Consider the following 15,384-nt stretch of genomic DNA (forward strand, 5'->3'; position numbering starts at 1 on the left):
GGGGATTTCTCCTGTTAGTGGGCAACCGCAGCAGCGCCGTGTTCATCGATCAACGCACCGTTGTGGAAACGGTCGATGGAGAAGGGTGCGGCCAGTGGGTGCATTTCACCCTTGGCCAGGCTTGCGGCAAACACGTTGCCCGAGCCAGGTGTTGCCTTGAAGCCGCCGGTGCCCCAACCGCAGTTGAAGAACATGTTCGGGACCGGGGTTTTCGAGATGATCGGGCAGGCATCCGGCGTGGTGTCGACGATGCCGCCCCACTGACGGTTCATGCGTACGCGGGACAGCACCGGGAACATCTCGACGATGGCCTGGATGGTGTGTTCGATCACCGGGTACGAACCACGCTGGCCGTAGCCGTTGTAGCCGTCGATACCGGCGCCGATCACCAGGTCGCCCTTGTCGGACTGGCTGATGTAACCGTGTACGGCGTTGGACATGATCACGCTGTCGATAATCGGCTTGATCGGCTCGGACACCAGCGCTTGCAGCGGGTGGGATTCGATCGGCAGACGGAAACCGGCGAGTTTGGCCATGTGCCCGGAGTTACCGGCGGTCACCACACCGACGCGCTTGGCGCCGATGAAGCCCTTGTTGGTTTCAACACCGATGCACACGCCGTTTTCCTTGCGGAAACCGATCACTTCGGTCTGTTGGATCAGGTCTACGCCCAGTGCGTCAGCAGCACGGGCAAAGCCCCAGGCCACGGCATCGTGACGGGCCACGCCGCCGCGACGCTGGACGGTTGCGCCCATCACCGGGTAGCGGGTGTTCTTGGAGCAGTCGAGGTACGGAATCTCGTCGGCAACCTGCTTGGCATCGAGCAGTTCGCCGTCCACGCCGTTGAGGCGGTTGGCGCTGACCCGACGCTCGGAATCACGGATGTCTTGCAGGGTGTGGCACAGGTTGTAAACGCCACGCTGGGAGAACATCACGTTGTAGTTCAGGTCCTGGGACAGGCCTTCCCACAATTTCATCGCGTGTTCGTACAGGTGCGCCGACTCGTCCCACAGGTAGTTGGAGCGAACGATGGTGGTGTTGCGCGCGGTGTTACCGCCGCCCAGCCAGCCTTTCTCGACCACGGCCACGTTGGTGATGCCGTGTTCCTTGGCCAGGTAGTAGGCGGTCGCCAGACCATGCCCGCCACCGCCGACGATGACCACGTCATAGACCTTTTTAGGGGTCGGCGTGCGCCACATTTTCTGCCAGTTTTCGTGATGGCTGAGGGAGTGTTTGAAGAGGCCGAAGCCTGAGTAGCGTTGCATAGTCATTTACTCCAAAACCGCGCTCAGCGATAAACCGGGAAGTCCGCGCACAGTGCCGACACTTGCTGGGCAACATTCGCTTCCACGTCGGCGTCGCCGAGGTTGTCGAGGATGTCGCAGATCCAGCCGGCCAGCGTGACGCACTGGGTAACCTTGAAGCCGCGGGTGGTCACCGCCGGGGTGCCGATGCGCAGGCCGGAGGTGACGAACGGCGACTGTGGATCGTTCGGGACAGCGTTCTTGTTCACGGTGATGTGGGCGCGACCGAGTGCTGCATCCGCCTCTTTGCCGGTAAGGCCCTGACGGATCAGGCTGACCAGGAACAGGTGGTTATCGGTGCCGCCGGACACTACATCGTAGCCGCGTTTGATAAACACGCCGGCCATGGCCTGGGCGTTGTCGATCACTTGTTGTTGGTAAGCCTTGAAGCTCGGCTCCAGCGCCTCCTTGAAGCACACCGCTTTACCCGCGATGACGTGCATCAGCGGGCCGCCCTGGGCACCCGGGAACACGGCGGCGTTGAGCTTTTTCTCGATTTCTTCGTTGGCCTTGGCCAGGATCAGGCCGCCACGCGGACCGCGCAGGGTCTTGTGAGTGGTGGTGGTGACCACATCGGCGTACGGCAGCGGATTCGGATACAGGCCGGCAGCAACCAGACCGGCAACGTGAGCCATGTCGACGAACAGCAGCGCACCGACCTTGTCGGCGATCTGACGGAAACGCGGGAAGTCGAGGGTCTTGGAGTAAGCCGAGAAGCCGGCGACGATCATCTTCGGCTTGCATTCGACCGCCAGACGCTCGACTTCGTCGTAGTCGATCAGCCCGGTCTTGGTGTCGATGCCGTACTGAACGGCGTTGTACAGCTTGCCCGAGGACGACACTTTGGCACCGTGGGTCAGGTGACCACCGTGGGCCAGGCTCATGCCGAGAATGGTGTCGCCAGGCTGGATCAGGGCCAGATACACGGCGCTGTTGGCCGAAGAACCGGAGTGCGGCTGAACGTTGGCGTAGTCGGCGCCGAACAGTTGCTTGGCGCGTTCGATGGCCAGGGCTTCAACCTTGTCGACGTGCTCGCAGCCACCGTAGTAGCGCTTGCCCGGATAACCTTCGGCGTATTTGTTGGTCAGGCCACTGCCTTGCGCTTCCATGACGCGTTTGCTGGTGTAGTTCTCTGACGCGATCAGCTCGATGTGATCTTCCTGGCGTTGCTCCTCGGCATTCATCGCCGCCAGCAGTGCATCGTCGTAACCCTGGATCTGGTCTTGCTTGCTGAACATCGCGTCTCTCCCAGCGGCATCTATGCGCCATTCGTCTCGGTAAGGCACCGGTGTTTCGACAGTGCCCTTTGATGCGATGGTATGACCGGCGCAGACAGGCCAAATGCCTACGGACGCCACGCAAAGGTGCGTTTACGACATGGCGCGAAATGGCTGACCGGACACGATCTCGAAACCAGCAGGGATCCCTTGTGGGAGCGGGCTTGCTCGCGAATGCGGTGTGCCAGTCGACAACAATGCTGAATGACACACCGCATTCGCGAGCAAGCCTGCTCCCACAGGGTTAGGCGGCGATATGCCGGACGAGTAACAGCAGGCAAAAATGCAGCGGATAGAGCGCATACGCCCAGCGCCGCATCGGCGGTGGCTTTAGGTGTCTGGCATGTCGCAACAAGACCAGCCCCAGCAATGGCGCAATCAGACAAGCGGCGATGCCAAGGATGGCGGCTCCATTACCGAACCGAGCGGAGTAAAACAGCACCTCCCATTGATTCGCCGCCAGGCACACCAGCCCCGGCAACACGCTGAAATACCAGGGCCGCGTGATCACCAGCAACATCACCAGCGGCAGCAGCACGCCGAAGAAACCGAACATCAGCCACTGCGCAAACAGCGCCGCCAGCACCAGGGCGCCAACCGCAAGCAGTCGCGATTGCAGGCTTCGATCCTGCCAGCCACGCGCGACCAACAACCCAAGCGCCAGTGTGGGCATCACGTTCAACGTGTCGGGATCAGGAATGAACAGCCGGTACGGAATTTCACTGATGGCGCTGAACAACAGCAACCAGCCCAGATAACGCCACTGGCCGTCGGTCGACACTGTCCGGGCGCGTGACAGATTTGCCGCCATCGCCAGGCAGAACCACGGGAACGCCAGTCGTCCCGGCACATACAGCAGATCAACGGAATAACCGACATATCGCAGGTGATCGAGCACCATGCTCAATAGCGCCAGCCACTTGAGCAGATCCAGTGCCCCATCCCTTTGCGTCATGTGCATAATTGCCCGTCTTCTTTGTATTTTTCTGTCAGACACAGCGCGTGTGTTCACCGGATGATCTTCGGTACAGTGCGCACCATCATTGACCACGAGGCGCTTCACCATAAGCGTCCCGACCACGGAAAGCAGGGCCATGACCGATAAGAGCCAACAATTCGCCAGCGACAACTATTCCGGTATCTGCCCTGAAGCCTGGGCTGCCATGGAACAGGCCAACCACGGCCACCAACGCGCTTACGGCGACGATGAATGGACCGCTCGCGCGTCCGATGATTTCCGCAAACTGTTTGAAACCGACTGCGAAGTGTTCTTCGCCTTCAACGGCACCGCGGCCAACTCGCTGGCGCTGTCGTCGCTGTGCCAGAGTTACCACAGCGTGATCTGCTCGGAAACCGCCCACGTCGAAACCGACGAATGCGGCGCACCGGAATTCTTCTCCAACGGTTCCAAGCTGCTGATTGCCCGCACCGAAAACGGCAAGCTGACCCCGGAATCGATCCGCGAAGTCGCCCTCAAGCGCCAGGACATCCACTACCCGAAACCTCGTGTGGTGACCCTGACCCAGGCGACCGAAGTCGGCAGCGTCTACACCCCGGAAGAAATCCGCGCCATCAGCGCCACCTGCAAAGAGCTGGGCCTGAACCTGCACATGGACGGCGCGCGCTTCTCCAACGCTTGCGCGTTCCTCGGCTGCTCGCCGGCAGACCTGACCTGGAAGGCCGGCGTCGACGTGCTGTGCTTCGGCGGCACGAAAAACGGCATGGCGGTGGGTGAAGCGATTCTGTTCTTCAACCACAAACTGGCCGAAGACTTCGACTACCGCTGCAAACAGGCCGGGCAACTCGCCTCGAAAATGCGCTTCCTCTCCGCGCCATGGGTCGGGATCCTGGAAAACGACGCCTGGCTCAAATACGCCCGCCACGCCAACCATTGCGCGCAGCTGCTCGCTGAGCTGGTGAGCGACATTCCAGGCGTGGAACTGATGTTCCCGGTGCAGGCCAACGGCGTGTTCCTGCAACTCTCGGAACCGGCCATCGCCGCACTGACGGCCAAGGGCTGGCGCTTCTACACCTTCATCGGCAACGGCGGCGCACGCTTCATGTGCTCGTGGGACACCGAAGAAGAACGCGTCCGGGAACTGGCGCGGGATATCCGCGAAGTCATGAGCGCCTGATCCTGCCCCTGTAGGAGCTGTCGAGAGAAACGAGGCTGCGATCTTTTGATCTTGCTTTAAAAACAAAATCAAAAGATCGCAGCCTCGTTTCACTCGACAGCTCCTACACGTCTACAGTGTGTGTCGAGCCTCCGCTCAGAAAACAATAATCAGGAGCGCACGCATGTCACTGAAAGGAAAAACCCTGTTTATCACCGGCGCCAGCCGTGGGATTGGTCGTGAGATCGCGCTGCGGGCCGCGCGGGACGGGGCCAATATTGTGATTGCCGCGAAAAGCGCTGCGCCCCACCCCAAATTGCCGGGGACGATTTTCAGCGTGGCGCAGGAAGTTGAAGCGGCGGGCGGCAAGGCGCTGGCTTTGCAGGTGGATGTGCGCGATGAGGTCGCGGTGCGTGACGCACTGGCCCAGGCCAACGAACATTTCGGCGGTATCGATGCGCTGATCAACAATGCCGGGGCGATCAAGTTGACCGGGGTGCAACACATTGAGCTCAAGCGCTTCGACCTGATGCATCAGATCAACACCCGCGCCGTATTGCTGTGCAGCCAGGCTGCGCTGCCTTACCTGAAGAAGAGCAGCGGCCACATCCTCAACCTGTCGCCACCCCTGAATCTGGCGAGCAAATGGTTCGCCCAGTACAGCCCCTATACCGTGACCAAATACGGCATGAGCATGCTGACGGTGGGCATGAGCGAGGAATTTGCCAGTTACGGTATCAGCGTCAACTCGCTGTGGCCGCAGACGATGATTGCCACGGCGGCCATCGAGTTTCAGCTGGGGTCACGGGAGTCGTTCAAGCATGCGCGCACGCCCGCGATCATGGCGGATGCGGCTCACGTCATTCTGGACAGCAGCGGTCGCCGCATTACCGGGCGGTTGCTGATTGATGAGGAGATTCTGCGGGAGCATGGCATGACCGAATTCGATCATTACCGCTTCGAGCCCGACTCAACCGACAAACTGATGCCGGACTTGTTTATCGATTGAGTCACCCACAACCCCTGTAGGAGCTGTCGAGTGAAACGAGGCTGTGATCTTTTGATCGTGATCTTTTAAAAGCAAGATCAAAAGATCGCAGCCTCGTTTCACTCGACAGCTCCTACAGGATTGCAGGATTGCAGGGTTATTGGGTAGCCGTTAGAACTCGATCCGCACGTCGCCCTTCGGCACGCTGCAGCACGACAGGATGTAGCCCTCGGCTTCGTCTTCCTCGGTAATCCCGCCGTTGTGGTCCATGTCGACCTCGCCCCCCAGCTTCAGAACTTTGCACGTGCCGCAAATACCCATCCCGCAGGCCTTCGGAATCAGCAGGCCGAGCTTGGCCGCCGCCGCATGCACGGTTTCACCCGGGGCCACGCGAATGCTCTTGCCGGAGGAGATAAATTCGACTTGATGCAGGTCCGCCAGATCGACTTCCGGCGCATCCGCAGCAATTTCGGCCTGCTCCACCGCATCCGCGCGGGCTTCCGGCGGTGTGGCACCGAACGATTCCTCGTGATAACGCGACATGTCGAAGCCGACCGCTTCGAGCATGCGCTTGACCGCGTTCATGTACGGCGTCGGGCCGCAGCAGAACACTTCGCGCTCCATGAAGTCTGGGGACATCAGTTCGAGCATCTTGTGGTTCAGGTAGCCGCGATAACCGGCCCACGGCTCGCCCAGACCATGCTTCTCGCAGATCAGGTGCAGGCTGAAGTTATCGATCCGCGACGCCATGTGTTCCAGCTCGCGATGGTAAATGATGTCTTTTGGCGAACGGGCGCTGTGGATAAACACCATGTCGACGTTGCCGTTGGTGTCGTAAAACCAACGCGCCATCGACATGACCGGCGTGATACCGACGCCGCCACTGAGGTACAAAACCTTCGGCGCGGTGAAGTCCATGGCGTTGAACAGCCCGACCGGCCCGTGCACCGCCAGCTCCTGGCCTTCATGCAGCGTGTCGTGCAACCAGTTCGACACCTTGCCGCCCGGCACACGTTTGATCGTTACCGAGAAGCTGTACGGCACCGACGGCGAGCTGGAAATGGTGTAGGAGCGCATGATCGGCACGCCTTCGATTTCCAGCTCCAGGGTGACGAACTGCCCCGGTTTAAAGAAGAACAGGATTGGCTGGTCAGCCATAAAGCAGAAGGTGCGCACATCCCAGGTTTCCTGGATGACTTTGACGCAACGGACGATGTGTCGACCGTTGGCCCAGGTCTGGGTGGTTACCGGATTCAGGAAGCTGTTGGACATGCTGTTCTCCACCGCCGATGGTCGGCCTTATGTTGGCGATTCTGCGTATAGCGCGAGCCACCCATTTACCTATCTGCGACATTCACATACTTATCGCGACCAGCCCCCAACTACCGGGGGTTGCGCGTCGGGAACAGATTGGGCCATGTCGCCCATGGATAAGGTTCTGGCGTGCGCCGGCCCCACACTCGCTCCACACAACGACAAATTCTTTACACCTTGCGTAGCAAACCTGATTAGCCACTTTTCGCCGGCCTCACAGAAAGGCCTTGAGGATCAAATCGATGGACGTCACCGCAAAAATCAGCCTGGGCGATCCGCTGGAACCCGCACGCAAGGCCACCGCGCAGATGCTGCAAGAGCGCGAGCGCACTTTCTCGCTGCCGCAGCCGTTTTACTCTGACGAGCGGCTGTTTGATATCGACATGCAGGAAATCTTCCAGAAAGAGTGGTTGATCGCCGGCATGGCCTGCGAAATCCCGACCAAGGGCAACTACCTGACCCTGCAAGTCGGCAAGAACCCGATCATCGTGATCCGCGGCGCCGAAGGCGTGATCCATGCGTTCCACAACGTCTGCCGTCACCGCGGTTCGCGGCTGTGCACCAGCGAAAAAGGCAAGGTTGCCAAGCTGGTCTGCCACTACCACCAGTGGACCTACGAGCTGGACGGTCGCCTGCTGTTCGCCGGCACCGAGATGGGCGCCGATTTCGACATGAAGCAGTACGGCCTCAAACCGGTGAACGTGAAGACCGCCGGCGGCTACATCTTCATCAGTCTGTCGGAGAATCCGCCAGCCATTGATGACTTCCTGTCGACGCTGAACCATTACATGGAACCGTACGACATGGAGAACACCAAGGTGGCGATTACCACCACCTTGATGGAAAAGGCCAACTGGAAACTGGTGCTGGAAAACAACCGCGAGTGCTACCACTGCAACGCGTCGCACCCGGAATTGTTGAAAACCCTGCTGGAATGGGACGACGTCACCGACCCGCGCGCCGACCAGGCCTTCAAGGACCACGTCGCCGCCTCCGCCGCTGCCTGGGAAGCCGAGAAGATTCCATACGCCCACGCCAGCTTCGGCCTGCGTAACCGCATCGTGCGCATGCCGCTGCTCAAGGGCACCGTGTCGATGACCCTGGACGGCAAACAGGGCTGCGCCAAACTCATGGGCCGCATCAAGAACCCGGACCTCGGTTCGATGCGCATCCTGCACCTGCCGCACTCGTGGAACCACTGCATGGGCGACCACATCATCGTCTTCACCGTGTGGCCGATCAGCGCTCAGGAAACCATGGTCACCACCAAGTGGATCGTCCACAAGGATGCGGTTGAAGGCGTGGACTACGACGTGGATCGCATGCGTCAGGTCTGGGACGCTACCAACGACCAGGACCGTCGCCTGGCCGAAGAGAACCAGCGCGGGATCAACTCCACGGCGTACCAGCCTGGGCCTTACTCCAAGACCTATGAGTTTGGCGTGGTGAATTTTGTGGACTGGTACAGCGAGCGTCTGCTGAACAACCTCGGTGCCGAGCCTGCGCCTTACCTCAAAGGCGTGCCGGTTCAAGGCTGACGTCAAAAGCTTCGCGAGCAAGCCCGCTCCCACATTAGATCGACGGCGTTCACAGACCTTGTGAACACCACGCTCAAGTGTGGGAGCGGGCTTGCTCGCGAAAGCGCCCTCCCCGACACAACATTTCTCTCTGCTTAACTCCCTCCTTTCATAACTGTACGAAATATGATCTATTCCGTTCAGGCCTATGCGCGACGTGGCTCCCAGCCTTCCGCAAACAACTTATCCACACCTCCACCCACAGCTAATGGGGACAAGTCTGTTTTTACGGAAAACTTTCGTCTCACAAAGTGAATAAAAACCGTGACTTATCCAGAAGCAGGGTTTTGAACAGCGATTGGCTGTTTTTTGATCGAAAGCCTGAAAGGCACGTTATACGTGGCGTACAGAGGATGGCGAACACCTTATCCACAGAAGCGCCAACAGACTTTGGGGGCAACTTTCACGGATCTGTGGAAAACCCGCGCAAACCACGGTAAATCAAGGTTTACGGCCAGTTTGTCGCGCCAAAACGCTGATTTGATCGTTTTTTGATCAAATACCGGATAAGCCCGGTTTATATAGCCTGTAGAGGACAGCAAACATCTTATCCACAGATGCGCTAACAGAGATTGGGGGCAAGTATTGGCGCGCGTACAAAGTTATCCTCTGGAAAAAGCGTGAAAAAACCGCAAGTTAGCCTGGTTGTTTTTTGTACGAAGGGTTGCAGGGCTTGTTTTGTATGGGGTGTAGCGAAGCGCGAACATGTTATCCACAGAAGCGCTAACAGGGATTGTGGGTAAAACCGATCAGCGCCTGTTGAAACACGACAAGCCAGCGTCAATGTCCAGATTGAGCTCATAGTCATCAAATGCGCGCCACCCGAACAAAATCGAAGGCACGTACCGCCCCGCCAGTAACGACGGCGGAATCGTAAAGCTCGGGTAGTGTTTATAAGTGACCGGCGCGGTATGACCCGAGAGATTCAACTCGCCCTGGAAGGTTTGGTAGTCAGGCTTGGCGGCGACGTGAACGGGAGCGCTGCCCGGCGCCGCGGACGTCAGGTAATCCACATTGCCGGTGTCGATAATCCCCAGGGTTGCCCGACGATCCAGCCGTGCGGCAATGGTCAATCGTTGATTGATGTCCATGCGCGTATAGGTGATCGGTGAATCGCATCGGGCGGGAGGTCGGGCGTTGAGCTCCAGGGTTTTCTTCGTGACTTTCAGGCGCCCCAACTTGCCGATCAGGTCCAGCCCCAAGAGGTTGTCCCGGTCGCTGACAAACACCAGCACATTCCTGAATTCGCTTGCGCCGATCTTCAACGACTTGAGGATCCCGAGTTTGGCCGACAGGTCGCGCTCACCGTAAAACGTGCTGTAACCATAGTGGGAGTCGGTTAACAGCTTGATCCCCATCTGCTTCGCGGTGACGGTATTGACCCGGGTTTGCGGGGCTCCGGTATCCAGAATGAAGCGTGACGAGACGCCGTTGGCCGCGGTGACATCGATATAGGGCAGCACTTCGTCAATCACGACATCGTCAGTGGTGTAGGGGTAAATCGCGAGGACTTCGCGGCGCCTGGTCCTTTCCACGGAAAAATCGGCGACCGTGCGCAAAGTCGCGATCGACTGGCTGCCGAACATGGAAAACAACACGTTGAGTTCAGGGTCGCTCGCGATGGCGCGGGCATGACGACGCTTGATCGCCAGGTAGTAATCGGGAAGCTGGTTGGCGGCTTTCAGCTCGAAGATTCGGGCAAGCACGGTCACTGAGCAATTGAGGTTGTCATCAGCCGCCAGCACCTTGTCGCACTGCTGCTGCATTTGCGCTAAAGAGGCTTTTCGTCCCGGTTCTGACGCCAGCCACTGGTAAAAATCCGGTTCTTTGCTGGTATCAGCCGTTGAAAACGTGGACACCGCCAACAACACCATCACGGCACAGATCAGACATGTCTCACGCCGACTGACCGCGTTCATGTTCAACCCATTGTTGAAAACGCGTTGTATGAATTAGCGCTGCTGCCACGTTGGGCCGCTCATAGAGAAATGTAGCTCACTAGGGCCGATACATCAGGTAGGCCTCCCCCGTGACCCGAATCATCGGGTGGGGCGTGATCTGGCAGGTGTCGACGATACGGAAGCCGTGGCGTTCGTAAAACCGCCGAGCGCCAGTGTTGGCGGCGTAGTCGATCAGGCTCAAGCCATTGAGCCCGAGCTGGTTGGCGCGGTCGTAGGCGTAGGCGAGGAATTGCTTGCCCAGGCCCAGGTTGCGCCAGCCTTCATGCAGCGCGAGGCTGGAGATGTAGAGGGTGTCGGGGATTTCCATCGTCGCGTAGGGCGCCAGGACCGGATCGGTCGTCGGCTCTGCCAGCGGATCGTGACGCATGACGTAGCTGTGCATCATGCCGATGACGTTGCCATCGGCTTCGGCAATCAGGCAGTTCTGCCAGGAGAAATCCACGTCGTCACGGGCGTAACGAACGGCGCCGACGTCCAGCAGATCCTGACCGGGTTGCGCCAGTTGGCTCCAGATATAATCAGCAGCTCCTTCCGATGTGATTTGAAACAGACGCGCAATCTCCCGCGCATCGGCGCGCACTGCCGAACGAAATTCAACGGCCATTGTTTCCCCGTAAATGTTGGTGACACGAACGTCCTGTGGGAGCGGGCTTGCTCCGGGCGGCGTTCCGACGAAGGCGGTGCATCAGTCAGCCTATGTACCGACTGACAGATTGCATTCGCGAGCAAGCCCGCTCCCACAGTGGATAGTGGTGAAATTGAATTAGCGGACCACGCCTTCTTCGATCAGTAACTTGAGAATGGCTTCGGCACCGGCCTGCGCCGTCACGCCTTTGAGCACTTGCCCACCCCCGCCACTGGCCTTGGCCGTTGCGGCTTTCATCCGGTCGGCGCCGCTCTTGGCCTTGATCACCTTCAAGCGTTTGGGCCGTGGCTTGGCCGGTTGCAGGGTGGCGACGGCCAGCAGCTCATCGTCGATCACTTCGACTTCATCGGCCTGCAGCACACCGCGCCGTGCCGGGCCGTAAGCGCTCTGCCGAGGCTTCGGTGCCGCGTTATCCACAGTGGCGAGAAACGGCAGGCGCACTTTCAAGCGACGACGTTGACCACGAGGCAACGCCTGCAGCACCAGCGCCGAACTGCCATCGATGGATTCCACCTGAGCCAGCCCGACCACCAGCGGCCAGCCGAGGCTTTCCGCCAGCAGGAACGGCAACATGCCCGAGCCTTCACCGGTTTCCGCCTGACTGCCGGTCAGTACGACCTGAGCCCCGGCGTCACGCAGATACGCGGTCAACGCCGGCAAGGCATCGGCGCCTTCCGGTTGTTCGAGCACATGCAGTTGTTCCAGGCCCATGCCCAGATAAGCGCGCAGCGCCGGTTCCGCAACATCGCCGGCATGCAGCACTTGCAAGTTATCCCCAGCGAGTTGCAGGCCCAGTTCCACCGCCCGCGCATCCTGCTCCGCGCGACGTGGCCGGCCGGAGGTCGGGTGGGCGCCGATGGACACCAGGCTGATGATTTTCGTGCTCATAACCCTTTCCTTTCCTTAAGCCGCATCGCGCTTGGCTTCGTTGCGGTAAGCCTCTACCGCCGCGATCAAGGCTTGAAGAATCTCGGCGCTCTCGCCGATCACCGACAAGTCAGCCCGTTTGATCATGTCGCAGCCAGGGTCAAGGTTGATCGCCACCACCTTGTCGCAGGCGCCGATGCCTTGCAGGTGCTGGATCGCCCCGGAAATCCCCACCGCCACGTAAACCCGCGCGGTGACCCAGGTGCCGGATGCACCGACCTGACGGTCGCGGGCCATGAAGCCATCGTCCACCGCCACCCGGGAGGCGCCTTCGGTGGCGCCCAACGCTTCGGCGGTCCTGTGGAAAAGTCCCCAGTCCTTGACGCCGTTACCGCCGGAGAAGATGAACTCGGCTTCGGCCATCGGAATCGCCGCCGGATCGACCGCCACTGCACCCAAATCTTCGATGCGCGACAAGCTGCGCGCGACGGCTGTGGATAACTCCACCGGCAAGGCTTCGTGACGGGTTTCGCTCACCGGTTCGGCGCATTCGACGGCGGCCAGAATCAAGCGAGCAACCGGGCGCGCAAGGTCTTGTAACCCAGCGCCGGCGCGGCCGATACAATCCTGATCCTTGACCTGCCAGACCCGCGTGGCCGGGCGTTCGCCCAGTGCGGCGGCAAAGCGCCGACCGAGTTCACCACCGCCGCTGCGGCTGTCCGGCAGCAACCAGTGACGCGGGCTGAACTGGTTATCCACAGCCCGCAGGCCCTGGACTCTTTGTTCCGGTGCATAACCGCTGAATTCCTCGCCTTCCAGGACCAGCAAGCGATCGACGCCCGCAGTGGCGAAAGCGTTTTCCTTGTGTTCGCCGAAAACCACGGCCAACACCGCGCCATCCTTGCCGGCCAGTTGATGCGCCAGACCGAGCAAGTCGCGGTCGTGGCTGCTCAAGCGGCCGCCGACCATGTCCGGCACCACGCTGATGTAAAACGCAGGTGCAGGCACTTGATGCAGCGGCAATTGCACTTCAACAGCTGCCGAACGTTTGGTCGCCCCGCCCTGTTGAGCACCGCTGCGGTCGATGCGCTTGATGCCGTTGGGGCCGATAAAACCGATGCCGTGCAGATTCTTGCGGATGACGCCGTTGGGGCCCATCCAACTGTGTTGTGCCGGTTGCATGGCCGCGTGAAGCGGGTGCAAGCGGTTACGGGCGATCCATTCAGCGCGAGGGTCGCGGCGGATAATGTCGCTCATCAGTGAGCCTCCGCAGGTTCACGTTGGGCCGGTGTGGTCGGCTTGCTTGGGGCGGCGTCTTCGAGCAACGCGTCGGCCACCAATTCGGCGATGTCCTTGATCAGCGGTCGCGGTTCGACCACGCCTTCGAGCATAGCGGTGCACTGTGGACAACCCACAGCCACCAGTTCGGCGCCGGTTTCGCGGATGTCTTCCATGCGCATGTCGGGGATCCGTTGCTTGCCCGGAATGTCGGTGATCGGCGCACCGCCGCCGCCGCCGCAGCAGCGCGAGCGGAAACCGGATCGTTGCATCTCTTTGACTTCAATGCCGAGGGCGCGCAGCACTTCACGCGGCGCCTCGTATTCGCCGTTGTAGCGGCCGAGGTAGCACGGATCGTGATAAGTCACGCTGCTGCCTTTGTGCTGGCCGAGGTTCAGGGCGCCAGCGCCGATGATTTCCGCCATGTAGGTGCTGTGGTGCTGCACGAGGTAGTTGCCGTCGAAGGCGCCGTACTCGTTTTTCAGCACATGGAAGCTGTGCGGGTCGCAGGTGACGATGCGGTTGAAGCTGTACTTGGCCAGGGTCTGGATGTTGCGTTTGGCCAACAGCTGGAAGGTGGCTTCGTCGCCCAGGCGTCGGGCCACGTCACCGCTGTCGCGTTCTTCCAGGCCCAGTACCGCGAAGTCGACCTTGGCCGCTTTCAGCACTTTGACGAACGCGCGCAAGGTGCGCTGGTTGCGCATGTCGAAGGCGCCGTCGCCGACCCAGAACAGCACGTCGACCGACTTCTTCTCGCTCATCAGATTGAGGTTCAAATCTGCCGCCCAGTTCATCCGTCCACCCGGCGCAAAGCCGCCCGGGTTGTCGGTGGCGATCAGGTTTTCCAGGACTTCGGCACCCTTGTTCGGGGTCGCGCCTTTTTCCAGGGTCAGATGGCGGCGCATGTCGACGATGGCATCGACGTGCTCGATCATCATCGGGCACTCCTCGACGCAGGCACGGCAAGTGGTGCAGGACCACAGGGTCTCGGCGTCGACCAGACCGTTGACGATTGGTTGATGAGGATTACCCGCGTGTTCACCAATCGCCTTGCCCGGATAGGGGCTGCCGGCGAACTTGGCGTCGGTGCCACCGGCCAGGCCGACGACCATGTCCTGAATCAGTTTTTTCGGGTTCAGCGGCTGGCCGGCGGCGAACGCCGGGCACGCAGCTTCGCATTTACCGCACTGGACGCAGGCGTCGAAGCCGAGCAGTTGGTTCCAGGTGAAATCCTTGGGTTTTTCCACGCCCAGTGGCGCAGTCGGATCGTTCAGGTCCAGCGGTTTCAAACCGGTGGAGCGGCCGCCGCCAAAGCGCTCGGCGCGACGGTGCCAAGCCAGGTGCAAGGCACCAGCGAAGGCGTGCTTCATCGGCCCGCCCCAGGTCATGCCGAAGAACAATTCCGAGACGCCCCACAGCACGCCGACGCCGAGGATCGCTGCCACCACCCAACCACCGAAATTTTCCGGAAGGATGCCGGCGACCGGCAGGGTCAACAGGAAGAAACTCGCCGAGAACGCCAACAGGCTTTTTGGCAGGCGCATCCACGGCCCTTTGGACAGGCGAGCCGGTGGGTTGCGACGACGCAGGTAAACGAAAATCGCGCCGACGAACATCACCACCGTCATCAACAGCAGTGCATAGCCGAGGATGCGGTTATGCAGGCCAAAACCGTGCACCAGAATCGCCAGCACAATGGACGCCACCGCACCACCAGCCGTGGCCACGTGGGTGTTGGCGATGTATTTGTCCCGCGCGACGACGTGGTGCAAGTCGACCATGTAGCGCTTGGGCATGGCGAACAGGCCGCCGATCAGGTCGACCTTGGAGGCTCGACCTCGGCGCCACATAGCCACCCGCCGCAACGCGCCCAGGACAGCAAGGCCCAGGGCTGCGAACAACAGGATTGGAAGAAGGGTGTTCAACATGGTGGAGCTCCCAAAGACCGCAGGGTCTTGCAGGCCAAACTACCTGGATGCCTTGCTCGATTCCCTGTAGGAGCGAGGCTTGCCCGCGAAGGCGATGGATCAGCCGACATCAATGTTGAATGTCAGGACG

12 protein-coding genes are annotated in these 15,384 nt (G+C 60.3%); 3 read left to right on the forward strand and 9 right to left on the reverse strand.

Going from position 1 to position 15,384, the window contains the following annotated elements; genetic code table 11:
* Positions 1–14 precede the first annotated feature (14 nt).
* The 3 genes from ACA049_RS28285 to ACA049_RS28295 all read right to left on the reverse strand — a co-directional run bounded on the left by ACA049_RS28285 (position 15) and on the right by ACA049_RS28295 (position 3,542).
* Positions 15–1,265 carry a sarcosine oxidase subunit beta gene (locus ACA049_RS28285; protein ID WP_007947735.1) on the reverse strand — a complete coding sequence of 417 codons (1,251 nt, stop codon included), beginning with the start codon at positions 1,263–1,265 and terminating at the stop codon, positions 15–17.
* 23 nt (positions 1,266–1,288) lie between these two features.
* Positions 1,289–2,542, reverse strand: coding sequence for a serine hydroxymethyltransferase (gene glyA, locus ACA049_RS28290; protein WP_497331448.1), 1,254 nt, complete (start codon positions 2,540–2,542; stop codon positions 1,289–1,291).
* A gap of 283 nt (positions 2,543–2,825) precedes the next feature.
* Complete coding sequence (locus ACA049_RS28295; RefSeq protein WP_497331450.1) at positions 2,826–3,542, reverse strand: TraX family protein; 717 nt, start codon at positions 3,540–3,542, stop codon at positions 2,826–2,828.
* Between the two features lie 133 nt (positions 3,543–3,675).
* On the opposite strand from ACA049_RS28295, the gene ACA049_RS28300 reads away from it, so the two are divergent.
* Positions 3,676–4,716, forward strand: coding sequence for a threonine aldolase family protein (locus tag ACA049_RS28300; RefSeq protein WP_497331452.1), 1,041 nt, complete (start codon positions 3,676–3,678; stop codon positions 4,714–4,716).
* A gap of 163 nt (positions 4,717–4,879) precedes the next feature.
* On the forward strand, positions 4,880–5,704 hold the full coding sequence (locus ACA049_RS28305) for an SDR family oxidoreductase (RefSeq protein ID WP_497331454.1): 825 nt from the start codon (positions 4,880–4,882) through the stop codon (positions 5,702–5,704).
* Positions 5,705–5,854: 150 nt separating this feature from the next.
* Here ACA049_RS28305 and gbcB read toward each other — a convergent pair whose 3' ends face one another.
* Positions 5,855–6,955, reverse strand: coding sequence for a glycine betaine monooxygenase reductase subunit (gene gbcB / locus ACA049_RS28310; protein ID WP_497331456.1), 1,101 nt, complete (start codon positions 6,953–6,955; stop codon positions 5,855–5,857).
* A 284-nt stretch (positions 6,956–7,239) separates the two neighbouring features.
* On the opposite strand from gbcB, the gene gbca reads away from it, so the two are divergent.
* On the forward strand, positions 7,240–8,535 hold the full coding sequence (gbca, locus tag ACA049_RS28315) for a glycine betaine monooxygenase oxygenase subunit (protein ID WP_109635436.1): 1,296 nt from the start codon (positions 7,240–7,242) through the stop codon (positions 8,533–8,535).
* 788 nt (positions 8,536–9,323) lie between these two features.
* Here the strand turns inward: gbca and ACA049_RS28320 are convergent.
* The 5 genes from ACA049_RS28320 to dgcB form a co-directional block, all read right to left on the reverse strand.
* Entirely contained in the window at positions 9,324–10,493 is a 1,170-nt protein-coding gene (locus ACA049_RS28320; RefSeq protein WP_497331458.1) for a retropepsin-like aspartic protease, read from the reverse strand.
* A gap of 79 nt (positions 10,494–10,572) precedes the next feature.
* On the reverse strand, positions 10,573–11,139 hold the full coding sequence (locus tag ACA049_RS28325) for a GNAT family N-acetyltransferase (protein WP_497331460.1): 567 nt from the start codon (positions 11,137–11,139) through the stop codon (positions 10,573–10,575).
* A 159-nt stretch (positions 11,140–11,298) separates the two neighbouring features.
* Positions 11,299–12,069, reverse strand: coding sequence for an electron transfer flavoprotein subunit beta (etfB, locus tag ACA049_RS28330; protein WP_109635441.1), 771 nt, complete (start codon positions 12,067–12,069; stop codon positions 11,299–11,301).
* Between the two features lie 15 nt (positions 12,070–12,084).
* The gene (etfA, locus tag ACA049_RS28335; RefSeq protein ID WP_497331462.1) at positions 12,085–13,305 is read right to left on the reverse strand and encodes an electron transfer flavoprotein subunit alpha; all 1,221 of its coding nucleotides are present in this window, start codon (positions 13,303–13,305) and stop codon (positions 12,085–12,087) included.
* Positions 13,305–15,254 (reverse strand): dimethylglycine demethylation protein DgcB, encoded by a 1,950-nt coding sequence (gene dgcB, locus ACA049_RS28340; RefSeq protein WP_497331464.1) that lies wholly within the window; start codon positions 15,252–15,254, stop codon positions 13,305–13,307. The genes etfA and dgcB overlap by 1 nt, the downstream gene beginning before the upstream one ends.
* Positions 15,255–15,384 lie beyond the last annotated feature (130 nt).

The organism is Pseudomonas sp. LBUM1662 (assembly GCF_059695915.1).